The organism is Pseudomonas arabinosi, from assembly GCF_047758675.1.
Lineage (GTDB): Bacteria > Pseudomonadota > Gammaproteobacteria > Pseudomonadales > Pseudomonadaceae > Aquipseudomonas > Aquipseudomonas arabinosi.
This window is the reverse complement of the sequence record NZ_CP180480.1, coordinates 5953920-5972609: the sequence shown is the minus strand read 5'-3', so window position 1 is coordinate 5972609 and position 18690 is coordinate 5953920. Positions and strand designations below refer to the sequence as shown.

The following is an 18690-nucleotide window of genomic DNA, read 5'->3' as shown; positions in this document are numbered from 1 at the left end:
CGGGCGAGACCTGCGGCGTAAGCCGCACGGGGCGACGAAATAGGGGAAGGCGCGATCTTATAATTAAATGTCGCGTCTTACCAATAGGGCTACGGTTTTTAGGGGATTTCAGAGGGGCTACGGGATGACCGCAGTAGCGCTTTTGAAGCCTGTTTCCTGACAGCAGCCCGTCATTTGTACACTGGGGCCGCGGGGCTTTGCAATCAAACGGGGCGGGGAAGGTGTAGCAACGGTCGGTTTCTGACCTGTCATTCGAAACATTTGCACTCAGGATTGAGGGATGTGTCTGGTCTGAAACATTTGCTAATGCAAAGTGGCGGGTTATAACTAACGCACGAACGACGCAGGAAGCCTTCGGAATGGAATCGAAAGAACGACAGTTAATGGAGTTACTCGGCCTCACGGCTCGCTCGCTGACCCACCTCACCGCGTCCATGACCTCGATGTCCTTCGAGTTGATGCGCAGTGAAGACGACGTGACCAGGGCCGCCGGCCGGCGGATGATCGACCGCATGGCAACCATCAGCACCGGGCTCGACGAGCACTGGCGGCTGATCGGCGAACTCACCGGTGTTCATCTCGCTCAAGAGCAGATCGAAACTGTCCAGGAGATCCAGTTGCAGACGCCACCGAGGCTGCCGCCGAACTGATCCCCAGCGGTCATCGGCTGGCCTGATGGCCGCCGATTCACAAGACGAACGTCGCTGGCGCAGCAGTGGATCAGGCGCCATAGTTTTGTTCCCGCGGCCGATATCGCCCGCCCAGAACAAGACAGAGACTGGCCATGACCAAGACTCTCCATCACCGTGCGTGCCACTTGTGCGAAGCCATCTGCGGCCTGACCATCGAAACCACCGAGGTCGAAGGCGCAGTGCAGATCACTTCGATCAAGGGTGACTCCCAGGATACATTCAGCCGCGGGCACATCTGCCCCAAGGCCGTCGCCCTGCAAGATATTCAGAACGATCCGGATCGTCTGCGTCAGCCGATGCTGCGTGTCGGCAGTGAATGGCAACCCATCGAGTGGGAAGACGCCTTCAGCCTTGTAGCCGAACGTCTGTCGGCGATTCAAGAGCGTCATGGGCAAAACGCGGTGGCGGTCTATCAAGGCAACCCCAGCGTGCACAACTATGGGTTGATGACCCACAGCAATTACTTTCTCGGCCTGTTGAAAACCCGCAACCGGTTTTCCGCGACCTCGGTCGATCAGTTGCCCCATCACCTGACCAGCCATTTGATGTACGGCCATGGTTTGCTGTTGCCGATCCCGGACATCGATCACACCGATTTCATGCTGATCCTCGGCGGCAATCCGCTGGCCTCCAACGGCAGCATCATGACCGTGCCGGATGTGGAGAAGCGCTTGAAGGCCATTCAGGCCCGCGGCGGCAAAGTGGTGGTGGTCGATCCGCGGCGCAGCGAAACCGCGGCGATTGCCGATCAGCATCTGTTCGTGCGCCCCGGTGGCGATGCGGCGTTGTTGTTCGGACTGCTCAATACCTTGTTCGCTGAAGGCCTGACCCGCGACAGTCATTTGCCGGTGGACGGCCTGGATGAGGTGAGGGAGGCTATTGCGAGTTTCACCGCCGAGGCCATGAGCCCATTGTGCGCGGTGCCCGCCGAACAGATCCGCCAATTGGCGCGGGACTTTGCAGCGGCGCCGACGGCGGTCTGTTACGGCCGCATGGGCGTCTCGACCCAGGCGTTCGGCACCTTGTGTCATTGGGTTGTGCAACTGATCAATCTGGTCACCGGTAATCTTGATCGCGTGGGAGGTGCGTTGTGCACCGAACCTGCGGTGGACCTGGTGGCGTCCACCTCGGGCGGGCATTTCAATCTGTGGCAGAGCCGGGTCTCCGGGCGTCCTGAGTACGGCGGAGAACTGCCGGTGTCGGCGCTGGCCGAAGAGATGCTCACCGAAGGGGAAGGGCAGGTCCGCGCGCTGATTACCGTGGCGGGTAATCCGGTGCTGTCGACGCCCAATGGCCGACAACTGGAACAGGCGCTGGACGGTTTGGAGTTCATGGTCAGCATCGACCTGTACATCAATGAAACCACGCGTTATGCCGACCTGATTTTGCCGTCCACCTCGGCCCTGGAAAACGATCATTACGACACGACTTTCAATATGTTTGCGGTGCGTAACGTCACTCGGTTCAATCGCGCGATCCTGGCCAAGCCCGAAGGTGCGTTGCATGACTGGGAGATTTTCGTGGGGCTGGCCAAGGCGTTTGCTGCGAAGACCGGCAAGGAACTGAAGCCGACGATCCCGCCAGCGCAGATGATCGACCGTGGCTTGCGGATGGGGTTGTATGGAGATGCTTCGCAACAGAAATTGTCGCTGGCGACCTTGTTTGATCATCCGCATGGTGTCGATCTGGGGGCGCTGAAATCCAACCTGACGCCACGCCTGAAAACCGCCAACCAGCGCGTCCAGGCTGCGCCATCAGCGATCCTTGCCGACCTGACGCGCTTTGCAGCCTTGCAAGCACCAGCGGCCGATGAGTTGCTGATGATTGGCCGCCGTCATGTGCGCAGCAACAACTCGTGGATGCACAACTACCATCGCCTGGTGAAGGGCAAGCCGCGCCATCAATTGCTGATGCACCCGGATGACCTGGCCAGTCGTGGGCTCAACGACGGGCAGCGCGTGAGGGTCAGTTCGCGGGTCGGTGAGATCGAAGTTGAAGTGCTCGGCAGTCTGGATATGATGAAAGGCGTGGTCAGCCTTCCGCACGGTTGGGGTCATGCGCGACCGGGTGTGCAGATGACCATTGCCAGTGGTCAGCCGGGCTCCAGCGCCAATGACTTGACCGACGAGTGTCAGCTCGATGAGTTGTCGGGCAATGCGGCGTTGAACGGTGTGCCAGTGACCGTGGCGGCGGCTTGATCAAGTCTGTCGGGGAGACCGAGCAGGGTGCTCGGGTTTCCGTTACAATGCGCCACCGTGCCGACCCTTGAGTCGGAAAGTTCAGCCGAGGTGCTCCATGGATATCATCGAAACGATTAAAGAGCAGATTGCTAACAACACCATTCTGCTTTACATGAAAGGCTCGCCGAATGCCCCGCAGTGTGGCTTCTCCGCGAAAGCCGCGCAGGCCGTGATGGCGTGTGGTGAAAAATTTGCTTACGTGGACATCCTGCAGAACCCGGAAATCCGCGCCAACCTGCCAAAATACGCCAACTGGCCAACCTTCCCGCAACTGTGGGTTGGCGGTGAGCTGGTCGGCGGTAGCGACATCATGACCGAGATGGCTGCAGACGGTTCGCTGCAAACCACCATCAAGGCTGCTGTCGAAGCTGCTGCTGCCAACAAGACCGAAGCCTGATCCGCTCTTTGTAGGAGCCGAGCTTGCTCGCGATGCAGGCGCCGCGGTTTAGCAACAACACCGCGTCATCGTTCATCGCTGGCAAGCCATGCTCCTACAAGAGCAGGCATAAAAAAGCCCCGCCTCTTTAAAAGAGTGCGGGGCTTTTTATTGTCTCGAGTTTAGCGGGCGCTAACTTACTCTTCGCCCATCTGCGATTGCAGATAGTTCTCAAGACCGACTTTATCGATCAGGCCCAGTTGGGTTTCCAGCCAGTCGATATGTTCTTCTTCGGATTCAAGAATATCTTCAAGCAGTTCACGGCTACCAAAGTCGCCAACGGTTTCGCAATGAGCGATAGCCACTTTGAGGTCCGCATGACCGGTGCGTTCGATACGCAGGTCGCACTCAAGCATTTCCTTGGTGTGTTCGCCGATCTGCAGCTTGCCCAGGTCCTGGACGTTCGGCAGGCCTTCAAGGAACAGAATGCGCTTGATCAGCTTGTCCGCGTGCTTCATCTCGTCGATGGATTCGTGGTATTCGTGCTTGCCGAGCTTGTTCAGGCCCCAATCCTCGTACATGCGTGCATGCAGGAAGTATTGATTGATCGCGACCAGCTCATTGGCAAGGATCTTGTTGAGATGCTGGATGACTGTAACGTCGCCTTTCATGATGGGGTCCTGCCCTAAGTAGCTGTCAATAAGGCTGAGTTTGAGCCGCGTAATTAAGAGTGTCAAACCTAAGTTATTGAAACTTAAGTGAAAATTAATCGGAATAAGAATGTTTGTGTTCCGCGTCTAGAGCGTAAGCGATTGATTTTCAGGTATAAAAAAACCGGACATCAAGTCCGGTTCTTTGAAATACGTTACTTACGCGGCAGTAAATTCTACAGGGTAGGGAATCGCGGCCTGGGCCGATTGCAATTTGGTCAGGGTTTCGCGGACCACTTCCTTGGCGAGGCAGGCACATTTGCCGCATTGGCTGGCTACGCCGGTGGCCTGACGGACTTCCTTATAGCTGCAGCAACCTTCATAGATCGCTTCGCGGATTTGACCGTCGGTGACGCCAGTGCAGAGGCAAACATACATAAGTGAAAACCGTCGCTGGTTGTGACTCAATTGCGATGGATCTTAATGTTAACGAGAATGATTGTCAAAGTGGTTTCTGAAAGCTTTGCTCAGGGCTGACGAACGGTTTCCTCTCGGCATCGGTCACGAGGAAAACCGGTCGACTGCATTTCCCCTGACAAAAAAACCGTTAAGGACAGGGCAAAAACGCAGTGTATGATGGCCGGTCCTTATGAAGCGGGTTCGTGTCACAGGGCTGTCGCCTGAAGGTGGCAGGCTGGCGCAAACCCGGAACTTCACGTTTCTACACCAGGAGATATCCAATGAGCGTACTCGTAGGCAAACAAGCCCCAGACTTCACCGTACCGGCCGTACTCGGCAATGGCGAAATCGTAGACAGCTTCACCCTGTCGTCGGCCATCAAAGGCAAATACGGCCTGGTGTTCTTCTACCCACTGGACTTCACCTTCGTTTGCCCGTCCGAGCTGATCGCTCTGGACAACCGCATGTCTGACTTCAAGGCACGCAACGTTGAAGTGATCGCCGTTTCGATCGACTCGCACTTCACCCACAACGCCTGGCGCAACACTCCGGTCAACAATGGTGGTATCGGCCAGGTCCGTTACACCATGGCTGCCGATATCAAGCAGGAAATCATGAAGGCTTACGACGTTCAGTCCGCTGACGGCGTAGCTTTCCGTGGTGCGTTCCTGATCGACGACAAAGGCGTTGTCCGCTCGCAGATCATCAACGACCTGCCGCTGGGCCGTAACATCGAAGAGCTGGTTCGTCTGGTCGACGCTCTGCAATTCCACGAAGAGCACGGCGAAGTTTGCCCTGCCAACTGGAAAAAAGGCGACAAAGGCATGACCGCTTCCACCGAAGGTGTTGCGGCTTACCTGACCGAGCACGCTGCTGCGCTGTAAGGCACGTTTGAGGCATAAAAAAACCGGCCGTTGAGGCCGGTTTTTTTATGGGCGGGATAAACCCAACGATGGATCAGTCGTTGTAGTCTTCCCAGCCGCCCATTTGTTTCCAGCGATTGACGATGCCGCAGAACAGCTCGGCCGTCTTCTCGGTGTCGTAGCGAGCCGAGTGAGCCTCACGACCGTCGAAGTCGATGTCGGCTGCCGAACAGGCCTTGGCCAGTACGGTTTGGCCGTAAGCCAGACCGGCCAGGGTCGCGGTATCGAAGCTCGAGAACGGATGAAACGGGTTGCGCTTCATGTCCAGGCGCGCGACGGCGGCGTTGAGGAACCCCAGATCAAAGCTGCTGTTGTGCCCGACCAGAATCGCCCGTTTGCAACCGTTGGCTTTCAGAGCCTTGCGGATGCCGCGGAAGATATCGGTCAGCGCTGCTTCTTCACTCACTGCCATGCGCAGCGGGTGATCGAGTTTGATCCCGGTAAATTCCAGAGCGGCTGCTTCGATGTTCGCGCCTTCAAAAGGCTCTACGCGAAAGAAGTAGGTGTGGTCGGGGTACACAAACCCTTTTTCGTCCATGCCAATGGTGGTTGCGGCAATTTCCAGCAAGGCGTCAGTGGCAGAGTTGAAACCGCCGGTTTCAACGTCGACAACAACTGGCAGGTATCCACGGAAGCGCTCAGCCATCGGGTGGCGCGAACCACCTCCGCCGCCTTGACCGTCCTGTTCGTCGTCGAAATGGTCTTCACTCACGCGTGTTCCTCCAGCAGGCGCCAGCGCAGTTTTTCACCGGCGCGCAGCGGGATTACGGTCAGCTCGCCAAATGGCAGGCTGGTTGGGGCGGTCCACTCATCGCGGACCAGGGTAATACGATCGGTGTTCACTGGCAGGCCGTAGAAACGCGGGCCGTTCAGGCTGGCAAAGGCTTCGAGCTTGTCCAGCGCGTTGCGCTGTTCGAAGGCTTCGGCATACATCTCGATCGCGGCATAAGCGGTGTAGCAACCGGCACAGCCGCAAGCGGCTTCTTTGGCGTGCTGGGCATGGGGCGCCGAGTCGGTGCCGAGGAAGAACTTGTCGCTGCCACTGGTGGCGGCGTCGAGCAGGGCTTCCTGGTGGGTGTTGCGCTTGAGAATCGGCAGGCAATAGAAGTGCGGCCGAATCCCGCCCACCAGCATGTGGTTGCGGTTGTACAGCAGGTGATGCGCGGTGATGGTCGCGCCAACATTGGCCGAAGCCTCGTTGACGAACTGCACGGCGTCGGCGGTAGTGATGTGTTCGAACACCACTTTGAGGCTCGGGAAGCGCTCGACCACACGACGCATGTGCTCATCGATAAAGATTTTTTCGCGATCGAACACGTCGACATCGCCACGGGTGACTTCACCGTGAACCAGCAAGGGCATCCCGACTTCGGCCATGGCCTCAAGTGCAGGGAAAATCTTGTCGATGCTGGTGACGCCAGAATCCGAGTTGGTGGTCGCGCCGGCCGGGTACAGCTTGGCGGCGTGAATGAAGCCGCTGGCCTTGGCCTCGCGAATTTCTTCGGGCTGGGTGCGGTCGGTCAGGTACAGCACCATCAACGGTTCGAAGCGGCTGCCAGCCGGACGTGCAGCGAGAATCCGCTGGCGATAGCCGTCGGCTTCAGCGGTGTTACGCACCGGAGGTACCAGGTTGGGCATGATGATGGCGCGACCAAAGGTGCGCGCGACATCCGCGACTGTATTGGGCAACACAGCACCATCGCGAAGATGAATATGCCAGTCGTCGGGACGCAGCAGGGTCAGGCGGTCGGACATGAGGGGATTCCAGGCGGGTCAAACTGAGGGGAATGCTACCGGAAAAGACTCTTCCAGGCACTCGCTATCAAGTTTTGCTGGAAGCTTCCGATATCCAACAGGTATGCCGTAAACATCTGTGTGTCGGTCTTTTTGTTGTAGAAGCCAGTGGAGCCTCCCGTGCGCCAGCGTTATTTAGCCTTGCTCAGCGTGTTTGCCAGCCTTCCTGCGATGGCGCTCACTTTCCAGACCCGTCTGGAGAGCATCGAGTGGACGGTCGAAGGAGACAAGTTCGAGTGCCGCCTGGCTCAGCCGATCACCGATTTTGGTTCGGGCGAATTCGTGCGTCGCGCTGGCGAGCAAGCGACGTTTCGCCTGAAGGCCTACAACTCGATGATCGGCGGCGGTTCGGCGACCTTGCTGGCGGCCGCAGCGCCCTGGCAGCCGGGGCGTGGCGACATCAACCTCGGTTCTGTGCGTATCGGCAGCGGCAATGTGTTGTTCAACAGTTCGCAAGTCCAGGCTGGCCGCTTGATCAGTGGCCTGATGGATGGCCGCAGTCCAGTCGTTCGGCATTACTCGGGCGATGGCCGGGTATCGGAAGTGCGTCTGTTGCCAGTCAAGTTCAGCAAGGCCTTTAACGACTATCAGGGCTGCGTGGCGAAGCTGCTGCCGAAGAATTTCGAGCAGGTTAAACAATCGCAGATCGGCTTCCCCGGCGAAGGCATCGATCTCGACGCGCAGGCCAAGGCTCAATTGCAAGTGATGCTGGAGTTCATGAAGGCCGACCCGACGGTCAACCACATCGAACTAGACGGCCACTCCGACAACAGCGGCAACCGCCTGACCAATCGTGACCTGTCGCGGCGTCGGGCCCTGGCCGTCATGGAGTTCTTCAAGGCCAACGGCGTTCAGGAATCGCAGATCACCGTGCGCTTTCACGGCGAGCGTTATCCATTGGCACCCAATACCAATTCCGCCAACCGGGCGAAGAACCGTCGGGTCAATGTGCACCTGGCGCGTGTTGCGCCCACCGAAAAGCCAGCCCCTCAGGCCACTGCATCGGCGAGCGCCGCGTCGACTTCCTGAACCCGCTGTAATCGTCGCTCACTCGACATAATCTGTCGCTTCGTCGTCATAAGCTGTCGCGCCTCTGTAAATTATCCTGCATGAGCGGTAGACTTGACGGCTTTCCGTAGAACCCCGTGGAGTGATGGCATGGCGGACGTAAACAAGGTCGTTCTGGCGTATTCCGGCGGCCTGGACACTTCGGTGATCCTCAAGTGGCTGCAGGATACTTATAACTGTGAAGTCGTGACCTTCACCGCTGACCTGGGTCAGGGCGAAGAGGTCGAACCTGCACGCGCCAAGGCACAGGCCATGGGCGTGAAAGAGATCTACATCGACGACTTGCGCGAAGAATTCGTGCGCGATTTCGTTTTCCCGATGTTCCGCGCCAACACCGTTTACGAAGGCGAGTACCTGCTGGGTACTTCCATCGCTCGTCCGTTGATCGCCAAGCGCTTGATCGAAATCGCCAACGAAACCGGTGCTGACGCCATTTCCCACGGCGCCACCGGCAAGGGCAACGACCAGGTTCGTTTCGAACTGGGCGCCTACGCGTTGAAGCCAGGCGTGAAAGTGATCGCTCCGTGGCGCGAATGGGACCTGCTCTCCCGTGAAAAGCTGATGGATTATGCTGAAAAGCACAATATCCCGATCGAGCGTCACGGCAAGAAGAAATCCCCGTACTCGATGGATGCCAACCTGCTGCACATCTCCTATGAAGGCGGCGTGCTGGAAGACACCTGGACCGAGCACGAAGAAGACATGTGGAAATGGACCGTCTCCCCGGAGAAGGCTCCAGATAAAGCGCAATACCTGGAACTGACATACCGCAACGGCGACATCGTTGCACTGGACGGCGTCGAAATGACCCCGGCCACCGTGCTGGCGACCCTGAACCGTATCGGTGGCGAACACGGTATCGGCCGTCTCGATATCGTCGAGAACCGCTACGTGGGCATGAAGTCCCGCGGCTGCTACGAAACCCCAGGCGGCACCATCATGCTGCGCGCTCACCGTGCGATCGAATCGATCACTCTGGACCGCGAAGTGGCTCACCTCAAAGACGAGCTGATGCCTAAATACGCCAGCCTGATCTACACCGGTTACTGGTGGAGCCCTGAGCGTCTGATGCTGCAACAGATGATCGACGCGTCCCAGGCCCACGTGAACGGCGTTGTGCGCCTGAAGCTGTACAAGGGCAACGTGATCGTCACCGGTCGCAAGTCCGACGAATCGTTGTTCGATGCCAACATCGCGACCTTCGAAGAAGATGGCGGCGCCTACAACCAGGCCGACGCGGCGGGCTTCATCAAGCTCAACGCCTTGCGCATGCGTATTGCGGCGAACAAAGGCCGGAAGCTTTTCTGAGACCTTTGATGCCGTAGTGGAACGACCGTAGTGGAACGACGGTAATAGAGTTGTGGCCTTGTCGGTGACAAGGCCACAATTTCTGAATAGGGGGGAGTTTTTCCTGCCGGACGTCGTGTTATCAGTAATCTTTTTGTATTTGTAATACCTTCCTTCTGTTTCCTCGCTCTGAATGCTTTTCAGGCGTTACCTGCTGCGTGTCAGGTAAAAAGAGTGATCAAGAATCGTCAGACCGCGTGAATTCAAATTGTAAGCAATGCAGAGCGTTGGGCTGTTGCGATTCTTTGCCTGTTTTGATTGCTTGCTTGCGCTTTCCTTCAGCAGTGCCTCCGATTCGGTACAGGTGAGAAATACGATCACTTGTGCAGGGCTTCCCTGTGGGTGTCGGTTTTTTTCAATCCAGGCCCCGAATTCCATTTTCTTGTTTAGCCACCGCGCATCGACGATGTGCAATTTTTTTAGCGGCTCGGCCATGCAAACGTGCTTTAGAGCCGAGAGTCCCGTCTGAATATCGATCCGGGCGGGAGGGTCCTTCAGGTTATCGGGGCGCTGACCGCGTTCAGCGTTGTCCATCACTTTTATAAAATGCTTTCCCTTGCCGTAATCGGATGGCGCGTACAGCGACCGATAGTTGAAGTTGAGTGTGGCGAAGAAAAGAAAAAGCAAATAAAAAGGGAAACTGATCAGGAACCAGATATAGAACTCCCGCTCCTTATTGTCGAGAAAGGGCAGTGAGACGGCGGCCGATGTTTCAGAAATAGCGGCAAATATTGCTATAACTGTCATGGGGTTGACGATTTTTTTCTTTGATTTGATCATGTTTTTCGCTCATTTAAATATTGTTTTTTCTCGATTGATTAATGTTTTTGGTTTGATTTTTATAACTAAGTGGTCGGTGTTTTTGTTGGTGTGATACTCCTTTTAAGTTTTAGATTTGGAAGGCTTGATAGTAACGGTATTGAGTGTGCGTAGGGTGCCTCTGTTGTTGGGTTTTAGGGGGGATTGGATTGAGTTTGTTGTTGAAGTGTTGCTTGGTGTGATTTTTTATTACATCCTTGATGTGCGGTGTTTGTGGTATAGGATCTCAAGTGGTAAATATAAGTTACTTTTAAGGGTAGCTCAATAGTCCGTACTCGTTGGATCTCTTGCGGCGAACCCTGTTATTTGGTTTTCTGGTTTTAAACAGAAACAAAAAACTGCGGATGATCGAAATGTTTTCAGGTTGATAAAGTCTTTACCCCCACAGTATTTTTGGGAATTTTGTAAGATTATTCTTTAATGTCTGTAGGGAATGTCTCTCGGTGTGGGTGGCCGAGGAGGGCGGCATGCCATGGGTGAAACGACTAGGCTATCGTGCGGGCTCTAAAAATTCGAACAGCGAAAATTGGACTTGCTCATGAATAAAGTGCTGATCGTGGATGATCACCCCGTCATTCGTCTTGCGGTACGTATGCTAATGGAGCGTCACGGCTACGAAGTTATTGCGGAGACAGATAATGGCGTGGATGCGTTGCAACTTGCCCGTGAGCATATGCCGGATATTGTCATCCTGGATATTGGAATACCGAAACTTGATGGGCTGGAAGTCATTGCACGTCTGACATCGACAGCGATGCCCATGAAAGTGCTGATATTAACTTCCCAGGCACCCGGGCATTTTTCCATGCGTTGCATGCAATCCGGTGCCGCAGGGTATGTCTGCAAACAACAGGATCTCACTGAGTTGCTCAGTGCAATAAAGGCAGTATTGTCGGGCTACAGTTACTTTCCGAATCAAGCCTTGCATACCGTACGTTCCAGTTTGGGGAACGCCAGTGAAGCCGATATGGTGGATCGACTGTCGGGGCGGGAGATGATGGTCTTGCAACAACTGGCCCGAGGCAAGACCAACAAGGAGATCGCCGATGGGATGTTCCTGAGCAATAAAACCGTTAGTACTTACAAGACTCGTCTGTTGTTGAAGCTCAATGCCCGCTCCCTGGTCGACCTGATCGAACTGGCTCAACGCAATGGTCTGGTGTGACTGTCTCAGCGTTTGACAAGGCGCGATGAGCGGCGGGTATCAGGGGTCGGCACTTAGTAAAAAGCCTCCGTTTCGGGAGGCTTTTAGGTGTCATAAGTCAAAATCGTAATCGGCCAATTGCTTTTGCAGTCGGCGCTCCTCCAGCAGATTGTCGATGGTGCGGCGTTTGCTCAGGTTGGTCTTCGCCACTTCAACCACCGGTTCAGCATCATCTGCCTCAACAGGGGTGAAGTCGTCTTCTACGTCCAATTGCTCTTTGCCAGTGCTCATAGTGTTACTCCAGGCTAAGACTGCCTTTGGCGCTCCTTATATCGATAAACTCCCGGCGGGTAAAAAAGATTTTTTCAATCGATAAATCGAAAAACCTAATAGCGGCTCAATCGTCCGATGTCTTTTGCTTGTATTCGCACAAGTCTTCGATTCGGCAACTGCCGCAGCGAGGCTTGCGGGCCAGGCAAACGTAGCGTCCGTGGAGGATCAGCCAGTGATGGGAGTCGAGCAGATATTCCTTCGGCACGAACTTCATGAGTTTTTGCTCAACCTCGACCACATTTTTGCCTGGCGCTATGCCGGTACGATTGCTGACCCGGAAAATATGCGTGTCCACGGCCATGGTCAGCTGGCGGAATGCGGTGTTGAGCACCACGTTGGCGGTCTTGCGGCCGACGCCAGGTAACGCTTCCAGCTCTTCACGGGTTTGCGGCACTTCGCCTCCATGACGCTCCATCAGCAAGCGACAGGTCTCGATCACGTTTTTCGCTTTGCTGTTGAACAGCCCGATGGTCTTGATGTATTCCGACAGTCCCTCGACACCCAAGGCATAAATTGCCGCCGGTGTATTGGCCACCGGGTAGAGCTTGGCAGTGGCCTTGTTGACGCCGACATCGGTCGACTGCGCCGAGAGAATCACGGAGATCAGTAATTCAAACGGCGAGGAGTAGGCCAGTTCGGTCTTCGGTTCCGGGTTGTCTTCGTGAAATCGGCGAAAAATTTCCAGACGTTTTGCGGCATTCATGGGCGTTGCGTTTCCTCGAAGGCGGTCAGTGAGAGGGCGTCGAGCGGGTCCAGGCCTGACGTGCGGCGATCAGCAGTCCCAGCAGAATGAATCCACCAGGGGCCAGGGTGGCCAGGCGCAAGCCACCGTCGGCGGTCAGTACCCAGCCTTGCCAGTCCGCTTGCGCAGTGCCGGCCAGCCATGGCAGATGGCTGCCGAATGTTCCGTGGCCGATGAATTCGCGCAGCAAGCCAAGGCCCGCCATCAACGCGCCGAAAAGGCCACATAGGCGCAGGCGATCACGCCAGGCGCTCTGGAGAAAACCGGTGTGTTCCAGCACAACGCATTGCAAGGCAATCAATCCTGCATAGAACCCTACATGTTGGTGCCATTGCAGCGACCAGACTTGCGCGGCGAGTTCCGCGCAGCTGGTCAGCGTGGCCGCCAGCAGGACGCTGGCAAGCAAACGTGTCGCCGGGACAAGTCGGGATCGCAACGCGCCCATGCTCACTCCAAAGGCACTGATCACCACAATGAACATCAGCCACAAGCCCAGAGCGGACACCAATGAATCCGTGGCACCGATCAGCGGTGCAAGCATCAGCGAATTCTGCAGCGTCGATGATTTATTCATGTGCGCTGCTCCCAATCAACTGTTGCTGATGTTCGTCGAAGTAGCGCAACGCGTCATGGATGGCGTTGATGACCGCTCTCGAAGTAATGGTCGCCCCCGCCATTTGATCGAATTGTCCCTGGTCCTTTTTCAAGGCCCAGCCATTGTCGGCAGGTTCGGTTCGGGACTTTCCGGAAAAAGCCTGAAGCCAGGCATTGGGCCAGTCGGCGAGTCGACCGCCCAGCCCCGGAGTTTCCGATTGCTTGAGCGTTTTGACGCCCAGCACCTTGCCGTTTGCGCCGATGGCGATCAGCAATTCGATGGAGCCCTCGTAGCCCAGGGTTTGGCTGCGCAGCAACACAGCGCTGGGCTGGCCTGTCTTGGTCGCCAGGTAGCCACCTAGCAGCCTGCTGTTGGCCAACCCAATGTTTTCGAGGGCGAGTGGCTGTTCCAGCGGCTGATTGTCGTAGCTTTCAGCAGGGAGCAAGTCCAGCAGGTTACGACTGTCGATCAGGCGCTGTTCGGCCACAATGCGCGGTGCGCTGGTGTGCTGCACGAGGTAAGTCGCGCCAACCCCCAGGCCTGCCAGCAACACCAGCATCACAACGCTCGACGCTCGGCTCATGACGCACCCCGTTCCAGTCTGGAGGCGGCAAACCGCTCCAGCGCCGGCACACAGAGGTTCATCAACAGCACGGCAAAGGCGACGCCGTCCGGATAGCCACCCCAGGTACGAATCAGGTACGTCAGCAGCCCGACGCCCGCGCCGAACAGCAGTCGCGCGCCGGGGCTTTTTGCGCCGGACACCGGTTCCGTGACGATGAAGAATGCACCCAGCATGCTCGCGCCAGTGAGCAGATGAAACAGTGGCGAGCCATGGGAGTCGGAGCCCGAGCCGTTCCAGCACAGCAGGCTGATGATGAACAGGCTGGCGAGCATGCCGACCGGCGCATGCCAGCTGAACACCCGCCGTTGCAACAGAAACGCGCCGCCTGCCAGAAAGGCCAGATTGACCCATTCCATGCCTCGGCCGCCGAAATGACCGAACGCCGGGTTAGTGGCAAACAGTTCATCCATGGTCAGGCTTTTGTTGATCCGCAGGCTGTCCAGCGCCGTGGCCTGGACCCAGGCATCCGGAGTCTGACCGAGGCTGAACCCGAACACTTGCTGCAAGCCGCCGATCAGGTCCAGCCCATGGGATGACGGCCAGTGGGTCATCTGTTGGGGAAAGGTCACCAGCACCAGGGCGAAGCCCAGCATTGCCGGGTTGAACGGGTTCTTGCCAACGCCGCCATACAGGTGTTTGCCGAACACCATCGCGAACGCCGCGGCACAGACCGTCAGCCACCACGGGCAATAAGGCGGCAGGGCCAGCGCCAACAGCGTCGCGCTGACCAGCGCGCTGCCGTCGCTCAAGGTCGGCTTGAGCGGCTGCTTGCGCAAGCGCAACACGGTCGCTTCAACGGCCAGTGCGGTAACACCCGTCAGAATCAGGTTGATCAACACGCCCCAGCCATACAGCCAGAAAAACACCAGCATCCCCGGCACGGTGGCCAGCAATACCAGCTTCATGGCCTGTTGAAGGCGCTCGTCGACCGATTCAAGGGGCGGCATAGGCATCCACCTGACGCTCGGCTTCATTCACCGCGAGTTCCAGGGCTTGGATCTGCTCAGCCGACGCTTCGCTGGCTTGGGCTTTCTTGAGTTCGGCGCGGAGCATGGCCAACTGGATTTTTGCCCGATTCAGCTGCGCATTTTTCGCCGGAGCGACAGGCGCCGGAGCGGGAGGTGCAGTGCTTTCCAGTTTCGCCAACGCCTGTTCGGCAACCTCGAATTGCTGTTGCAGGACGATCAGTTGCGACTGCTGTTCGAAAGTCGGCGGATGCCCGAACGCCTTGAGTGACTTGTTCAGTTGCGCCCGACTCATCGCCAGATCGATCTTGGCCTTTTTCAGCGACGTATCCGCATTCGCTGCCTTTTGTGCGCGGACTCGCTCAAGAGCGGCCTGAACCGGATCGAGTGTCGCCACTTCACTGTGCTGGACGGCGCGCTGGGCCCGGGCCTGACGTTCGGCGATTTTCTGTTCTTCTTCGCGATGCAGGCGAGCGTTGCGCTGTTCGAATCGGCGCCGTGCGTGATCGCGCTTGGCCTTCCGGGCGCGTTGTTCCTCAAGGCTGAACGCCAGGCCGCCGACAACCGGCAGCACCGTGGCCAGCGGCAACGGCCGCATCTCGATGCAATCCACCGGGCACGGCGCTACGCACAGGTCGCAACCGGTGCATTCATCGACGATCACCGTGTGCATCAATTTCGCCGCGCCGACAATGGCATCCACCGGGCAGGCCTGGATGCACTTGGTGCAACCAATACACTCCGCTTCACGAATGTAGGCGATCTGCGCCGGGGCCGAACCGCGACTGTCGTCCAGTTCCAGCACCGGCACTTTCAACAGCTCGGCCAGGGCCGCGATGGTCTCGCTGCCGCCCGGCGGACATTTGTTGATCGGTTCGCCGCTGGCAATGCCTTCGGCGTACGGTTTGCATCCGGGGTGGCCGCACTTGCCGCATTGGGTCTGCGGCAAGAGGGCGTCGATGCGTTGAATCAGACTCATGTTTTGATCAGTCCGCTGAATCCGAGAAAGGCCACTGCAATCAGTCCGGCGCCGATCAGGTCGATCGGCAGGCCGCGAAAGGGCAGGGGGATATCGTTGTCGATTGTGCGTTGGCGCAAGTCGCTGAACAGGCTCAGTACCAGCCAGAAGCCCAGGCCGGCTCCCAGGCTCAGGGCCAGGGCGTGGAAGAAGCCTTTGTCGTCCTGAGCGTTGAGCAGTGTCAGGCCGAGTACGCCAGCATTGCCCAGCAGCAGGGGCCAGAGGCCATCAAACGCAAGCTTTGGAAGTGACCGGGAAAGCACTTTCAGCAGCGGGCCAATCAGCAGAACGCTTAATGGCAGGAACACGAAAAGGCGCAGCGACGTCAGCTCCAGCGGGACCAGCAACCAACGGTAGGCCGAGTAGCCCAGCGTGCCGACGATCAGCATCAAGCAAGCCGTCGCAAGGCCCAGCGCGTGGACCTGTCGGTGCTCGTTGCTCAACAGCGGATCGACGCCCAGCGGCCAGTGCAACACGAGGTTGTTGATCAGGGCGGTGCTGATAAGCGTAAGAACAATTTCGGTCATGATCGTGCCGGCAAGAACGGGGCTTTTTAACGGAGCGGTCTAAAAAGCTTAGGCATTATCCGGCAAGGACGGAGGGTGGGCCAGACATGAAAATCCCACAGTCGCGCCAGGCACGACTGTGGGATCGGTTTACAACAGAGCCTTACTTGATGCGCTGACCTGGCTTGGCGCCGCTGTCAGGGCTGAGCAGGTAGATTTCTTCACCGCCAGGGCCGGCCGCCATCACCATGCCTTCGGAGATACCGAACTTCATTTTCCGGGGCTTGAGGTTGGCGATCATCATGGTCAGACGACCATCGAGCTTGGACGGGTCCGGATAAGCGCTCTTGATCCCGGAGAACACGTTGCGTTGCTCGTCACCGATGTCCAGGGTCAGGCGCAGCAGTTTGTCGGCACCTTCTACGTGTTCGGCCTTGAGGATCAGGGCGACGCGCAGGTCGACAGCGGCAAAGGCATCGAAATCGATCTCCGGCGACAGCGGATCCTTGGCCAGTTCGCCATTGCCGGCAGGTGCAGCGTCGCCGGTGTCGGTAGCGCTGGCGGTCAGGTCTTCTTTCGAGGCGTCGCTCATGGCTTGCACTTTTACCGGGTCGATACGGGTCATCAACGGTTTGAACTCGTTCAGCTGATGGTTGCTGAGCAAGGTGGCGTGGTCGTTCCAGGTCAGCGGCGCGACATTCAGGAACGCCTCGGCATCGGCAGCCAGCAGCGGCAGCACCGGCTTGAGGAAGATCACCAGCTGGCGGAACAGGTTGACGCCCAGGGCACAGATGGCCTGGACCTCATCCTGCTTGCCTTCCTGTTTGTTCAGCGACCACGGCGCCTTGTCGGCGATCCAGGCGTTGGCACGGTCGGCCAGGCCCATGATTTCGCGCATGGCACGGGCGAAGTCGCGAGCCTCGTAGGCTTCGGCGATGCTCGGTGCTGCAGCCAGGAAGGCTTCGGTCAGTTCCGGCGCGGCATTGCCCGCCACCAGTACGCCGGCGTTGCCTTTGTGGATGAAACCGGCGCAACGGCTGGCGATGTTGACGACTTTGCCGACCAGGTCGGAGTTGACCTTCTGCACGAAGTCTTCGAGGTTCAGGTCCAGGTCATCGACGCCACGGCTGAGCTTCGCCGCGTAGTAGTAACGCAGGTATTCCGGCGACAGGTGGTCCAGATAGGTCCGTGCCTTGATGAAGGTGCCGCGGGATTTGGACATTTTCTGACCGTTGACGGTCAGGTAGCCGTGCACGTTGATGCCGGTCGGTTTACGGAAACCGGCGCCTTCGAGCATGGCTGGCCAGAACAGGGCGTGGAAGTTGACGATGTCCTTGCCGATGAAATGGTACAGCTCGGCGGTGGAATCCTTGCCCCAGAACGCGTCGAAATCAAGTGTAGGCGTGCGGTCGCAGAGGTTCTTGAAGCTGGCCATGTAGCCGATCGGCGCGTCCAGCCAGACGTAGAAGTATTTGCCTGGCTCGTCAGGGATTTCGAAACCGAAGTACGGCGCATCGCGGGAGATGTCCCACTGTTGCAGGCCGGCGTCCAGCCATTCGGCGATCTTGTTCGCCACGGCTTCTTGCAGGGTGCCGCTGCGGGTCCAGGCTTGCAGCATTTCCTGGAAGTCCGGCAGCTTGAAGAAGAAGTGCTGGGAGTCCTTGAGCACCGGAGTGGCGCCGGAAATCGCCGACTTCGGATCCTTCAGGTCGGTCGGCGCGTAGGTCGCGCCGCATTTTTCGCAGTTATCGCCGTACTGGTCTTCGGTGCCGCATTTCGGGCAGGTGCCCTTGATGAAGCGGTCGGCCAGGAACATTTTCTTTTCCGGGTCGAAGTACTGAGTGATCGAACGCGTGGCGATGTGCCCGGCGTCGCGCAGCTTCAGGTAGATCTGGCTCGACAGCTCACGGTTTTCTTCGGCGTGAGTGGAGTGGAAGTTGTCGAAGTCCACCAGGAACTCGGCAAAGTCGGCGCTGTGTTCAGCCTGGACGTTGGCGATCAGTTGTTCCGGGGTGATGCCTTCCTTTTCCGCGCGCAGCATGATGGCCGAACCGTGGGCGTCGTCGGCGCAGACATAAATGCATTGATTGCCGCGGTGCTTCTGGAAGCGCACCCACATATCGGTCTGGATGTATTCCAGCATGTGGCCAAGATGGATCGAACCATTGGCATAGGGCAGGGCGCTGGTGACGAGGATCTTGCGTGGCTCGGACATGGGGCTCGGCTACTTGATGAAACGGAGGTCGGCCACTATAAAGCGCCGGCGCATATTTTTCACCCCGTGAGGTTGTTTCCTCCGATGATCGAGTGGGTGGTGTCGCCAAAAGATCGCAGCCTTCGGCAGCTCCTACAGGGATTGCGCCGAACTTGTAGGAGCTGCCGAAGGCTGCGATC

General features: G+C 57.6%; 20 protein-coding genes. 7 read left to right on the top strand and 13 right to left on the bottom strand.

Features of this window, described 5'->3' with window-relative positions; all coding sequences use genetic code 11:
• Positions 1-359: 359 nt before the first annotated feature.
• From ACMXYJ_RS27815 to grxD, 3 genes are all read left to right on the top strand, one after another.
• Positions 360-650: a hypothetical protein gene (locus ACMXYJ_RS27815; protein ID WP_415757716.1), complete on the top strand. Its 291-nt coding sequence runs from the start codon at positions 360-362 to the stop codon at positions 648-650.
• A 134-nt stretch (positions 651-784) separates the two neighbouring features.
• The gene (locus tag ACMXYJ_RS27810; RefSeq protein WP_415757715.1) at positions 785-2890 is read left to right on the top strand and encodes a molybdopterin oxidoreductase family protein; all 2106 of its coding nucleotides are present in this window, start codon (positions 785-787) and stop codon (positions 2888-2890) included.
• 97 nt (positions 2891-2987) lie between these two features.
• A complete protein-coding gene (grxD, locus tag ACMXYJ_RS27805) occupies positions 2988-3329 on the top strand; it encodes a Grx4 family monothiol glutaredoxin (RefSeq protein WP_007943565.1) in 342 nt (113 codons plus the stop codon).
• A 176-nt stretch (positions 3330-3505) separates the two neighbouring features.
• On the opposite strand, the gene bfr is transcribed toward grxD, so the two are convergent.
• Positions 3506-3979, bottom strand: coding sequence for a bacterioferritin (bfr, locus tag ACMXYJ_RS27800; RefSeq protein WP_056742015.1), 474 nt, complete (start codon positions 3977-3979; stop codon positions 3506-3508).
• A 198-nt stretch (positions 3980-4177) separates the two neighbouring features.
• Complete coding sequence (locus ACMXYJ_RS27795) at positions 4178-4396, bottom strand: bacterioferritin-associated ferredoxin (RefSeq protein WP_008155585.1); 219 nt, start codon at positions 4394-4396, stop codon at positions 4178-4180.
• A gap of 302 nt (positions 4397-4698) precedes the next feature.
• Here ACMXYJ_RS27795 and ACMXYJ_RS27790 point away from each other — a divergent pair, with 302 nt between their 5' ends.
• On the top strand, positions 4699-5301 hold the full coding sequence (locus tag ACMXYJ_RS27790) for a peroxiredoxin (RefSeq protein WP_008155583.1): 603 nt from the start codon (positions 4699-4701) through the stop codon (positions 5299-5301).
• 73 nt (positions 5302-5374) lie between these two features.
• Here the strand turns inward: ACMXYJ_RS27790 and rnt are convergent, their stop codons facing one another.
• Positions 5375-6052, bottom strand: coding sequence for a ribonuclease T (rnt, locus tag ACMXYJ_RS27785; protein ID WP_046047091.1), 678 nt, complete (start codon positions 6050-6052; stop codon positions 5375-5377).
• The gene (pyrC, locus tag ACMXYJ_RS27780) at positions 6049-7095 is read right to left on the bottom strand and encodes a dihydroorotase (protein ID WP_111451989.1); all 1047 of its coding nucleotides are present in this window, start codon (positions 7093-7095) and stop codon (positions 6049-6051) included. The genes rnt and pyrC overlap by 4 nt, the downstream gene beginning before the upstream one ends.
• Before the next feature lie 159 nt (positions 7096-7254).
• On the opposite strand from pyrC, the gene ACMXYJ_RS27775 reads away from it, so the two are divergent.
• Positions 7255-8163 (top strand): flagellar protein MotY, encoded by a 909-nt coding sequence (locus ACMXYJ_RS27775; RefSeq protein WP_415757713.1) that lies wholly within the window; start codon positions 7255-7257, stop codon positions 8161-8163.
• Between the two features lie 129 nt (positions 8164-8292).
• Complete coding sequence (locus ACMXYJ_RS27770) at positions 8293-9510, top strand: argininosuccinate synthase (RefSeq protein WP_007898502.1); 1218 nt, start codon at positions 8293-8295, stop codon at positions 9508-9510.
• A gap of 186 nt (positions 9511-9696) precedes the next feature.
• Here the strand turns inward: ACMXYJ_RS27770 and ACMXYJ_RS27765 are convergent, their stop codons facing one another.
• Positions 9697-10329 carry a hypothetical protein gene (locus tag ACMXYJ_RS27765; protein ID WP_415757712.1) on the bottom strand — a complete coding sequence of 211 codons (633 nt, stop codon included), beginning with the start codon at positions 10327-10329 and terminating at the stop codon, positions 9697-9699.
• Between the two features lie 577 nt (positions 10330-10906).
• Here ACMXYJ_RS27765 and ACMXYJ_RS27760 point away from each other — a divergent pair.
• Positions 10907-11533 carry a response regulator transcription factor gene (locus tag ACMXYJ_RS27760; protein WP_008155570.1) on the top strand — a complete coding sequence of 209 codons (627 nt, stop codon included), beginning with the start codon at positions 10907-10909 and terminating at the stop codon, positions 11531-11533.
• A 90-nt stretch (positions 11534-11623) separates the two neighbouring features.
• Here ACMXYJ_RS27760 and ACMXYJ_RS27755 read toward each other — a convergent pair whose 3' ends face one another.
• The 8 genes from ACMXYJ_RS27755 to metG all read right to left on the bottom strand — a co-directional run bounded on the left by ACMXYJ_RS27755 (position 11624) and on the right by metG (position 18511).
• Positions 11624-11803 carry a PA3496 family putative envelope integrity protein gene (locus tag ACMXYJ_RS27755; RefSeq protein WP_007898493.1) on the bottom strand — a complete coding sequence of 60 codons (180 nt, stop codon included), beginning with the start codon at positions 11801-11803 and terminating at the stop codon, positions 11624-11626.
• A 106-nt stretch (positions 11804-11909) separates the two neighbouring features.
• Complete coding sequence (gene nth, locus ACMXYJ_RS27750; RefSeq protein ID WP_008155568.1) at positions 11910-12548, bottom strand: endonuclease III; 639 nt, start codon at positions 12546-12548, stop codon at positions 11910-11912.
• Between the two features lie 25 nt (positions 12549-12573).
• A complete protein-coding gene (locus tag ACMXYJ_RS27745; protein WP_415757711.1) occupies positions 12574-13161 on the bottom strand; it encodes an Rnf-Nqr domain containing protein in 588 nt (195 codons plus the stop codon).
• Positions 13154-13765, bottom strand: coding sequence for an RnfABCDGE type electron transport complex subunit G (locus ACMXYJ_RS27740; RefSeq protein ID WP_415757710.1), 612 nt, complete (start codon positions 13763-13765; stop codon positions 13154-13156). The genes ACMXYJ_RS27745 and ACMXYJ_RS27740 overlap by 8 nt, the downstream gene beginning before the upstream one ends.
• Entirely contained in the window at positions 13762-14754 is a 993-nt protein-coding gene (locus tag ACMXYJ_RS27735; RefSeq protein ID WP_415757709.1) for an RnfABCDGE type electron transport complex subunit D, read from the bottom strand. The genes ACMXYJ_RS27740 and ACMXYJ_RS27735 overlap by 4 nt, the downstream gene beginning before the upstream one ends.
• The gene (gene rsxB, locus ACMXYJ_RS27730) at positions 14741-15751 is read right to left on the bottom strand and encodes an electron transport complex subunit RsxB (RefSeq protein WP_415757708.1); all 1011 of its coding nucleotides are present in this window, start codon (positions 15749-15751) and stop codon (positions 14741-14743) included. Before rsxB ends, ACMXYJ_RS27735 begins: the two co-directional genes overlap by 14 nt.
• Positions 15748-16317 carry an electron transport complex protein RnfA gene (locus tag ACMXYJ_RS27725; protein ID WP_415757707.1) on the bottom strand — a complete coding sequence of 190 codons (570 nt, stop codon included), beginning with the start codon at positions 16315-16317 and terminating at the stop codon, positions 15748-15750. Before ACMXYJ_RS27725 ends, rsxB begins: the two co-directional genes overlap by 4 nt.
• A gap of 142 nt (positions 16318-16459) precedes the next feature.
• Positions 16460-18511: a methionine--tRNA ligase gene (gene metG, locus ACMXYJ_RS27720; RefSeq protein ID WP_415757706.1), complete on the bottom strand. Its 2052-nt coding sequence runs from the start codon at positions 18509-18511 to the stop codon at positions 16460-16462.
• Positions 18512-18690 lie beyond the last annotated feature (179 nt).

Excerpts from the sequence above, each read along its gene's own strand:
- ACMXYJ_RS27815 (WP_415757716.1), top strand. The coding sequence starts at position 360 with ATGGAATCGAAAGAACGACAGTTAATGGAGTTACTCGGCCTCACGGCT.
- ACMXYJ_RS27810 (WP_415757715.1), top strand. The coding sequence starts at position 785 with ATGACCAAGACTCTCCATCACCGTGCGTGCCACTTGTGCGAAGCCATC.
- grxD (WP_007943565.1), top strand. The coding sequence starts at position 2,988 with ATGGATATCATCGAAACGATTAAAGAGCAGATTGCTAACAACACCATT.
- bfr (WP_056742015.1), bottom strand. The coding sequence starts at position 3,979 with ATGAAAGGCGACGTTACAGTCATCCAGCATCTCAACAAGATCCTTGCC.
- ACMXYJ_RS27795 (WP_008155585.1), bottom strand. The coding sequence starts at position 4,396 with ATGTATGTTTGCCTCTGCACTGGCGTCACCGACGGTCAAATCCGCGAA.
- ACMXYJ_RS27790 (WP_008155583.1), top strand. The coding sequence starts at position 4,699 with ATGAGCGTACTCGTAGGCAAACAAGCCCCAGACTTCACCGTACCGGCC.
- pyrC (WP_111451989.1), bottom strand. The coding sequence starts at position 7,095 with ATGTCCGACCGCCTGACCCTGCTGCGTCCCGACGACTGGCATATTCAT.
- ACMXYJ_RS27770 (WP_007898502.1), top strand. The coding sequence starts at position 8,293 with ATGGCGGACGTAAACAAGGTCGTTCTGGCGTATTCCGGCGGCCTGGAC.
- ACMXYJ_RS27765 (WP_415757712.1), bottom strand. The coding sequence starts at position 10,329 with ATGATCAAATCAAAGAAAAAAATCGTCAACCCCATGACAGTTATAGCA.
- ACMXYJ_RS27760 (WP_008155570.1), top strand. The coding sequence starts at position 10,907 with ATGAATAAAGTGCTGATCGTGGATGATCACCCCGTCATTCGTCTTGCG.
- ACMXYJ_RS27755 (WP_007898493.1), bottom strand. The coding sequence starts at position 11,803 with ATGAGCACTGGCAAAGAGCAATTGGACGTAGAAGACGACTTCACCCCT.
- nth (WP_008155568.1), bottom strand. The coding sequence starts at position 12,548 with ATGAATGCCGCAAAACGTCTGGAAATTTTTCGCCGATTTCACGAAGAC.
- ACMXYJ_RS27745 (WP_415757711.1), bottom strand. The coding sequence starts at position 13,161 with ATGAATAAATCATCGACGCTGCAGAATTCGCTGATGCTTGCACCGCTG.
- ACMXYJ_RS27740 (WP_415757710.1), bottom strand. The coding sequence starts at position 13,765 with ATGAGCCGAGCGTCGAGCGTTGTGATGCTGGTGTTGCTGGCAGGCCTG.
- ACMXYJ_RS27735 (WP_415757709.1), bottom strand. The coding sequence starts at position 14,754 with ATGCCGCCCCTTGAATCGGTCGACGAGCGCCTTCAACAGGCCATGAAG.
- rsxB (WP_415757708.1), bottom strand. The coding sequence starts at position 15,751 with ATGAGTCTGATTCAACGCATCGACGCCCTCTTGCCGCAGACCCAATGC.
- ACMXYJ_RS27725 (WP_415757707.1), bottom strand. The coding sequence starts at position 16,317 with ATGACCGAAATTGTTCTTACGCTTATCAGCACCGCCCTGATCAACAAC.
- metG (WP_415757706.1), bottom strand. The coding sequence starts at position 18,511 with ATGTCCGAGCCACGCAAGATCCTCGTCACCAGCGCCCTGCCCTATGCC.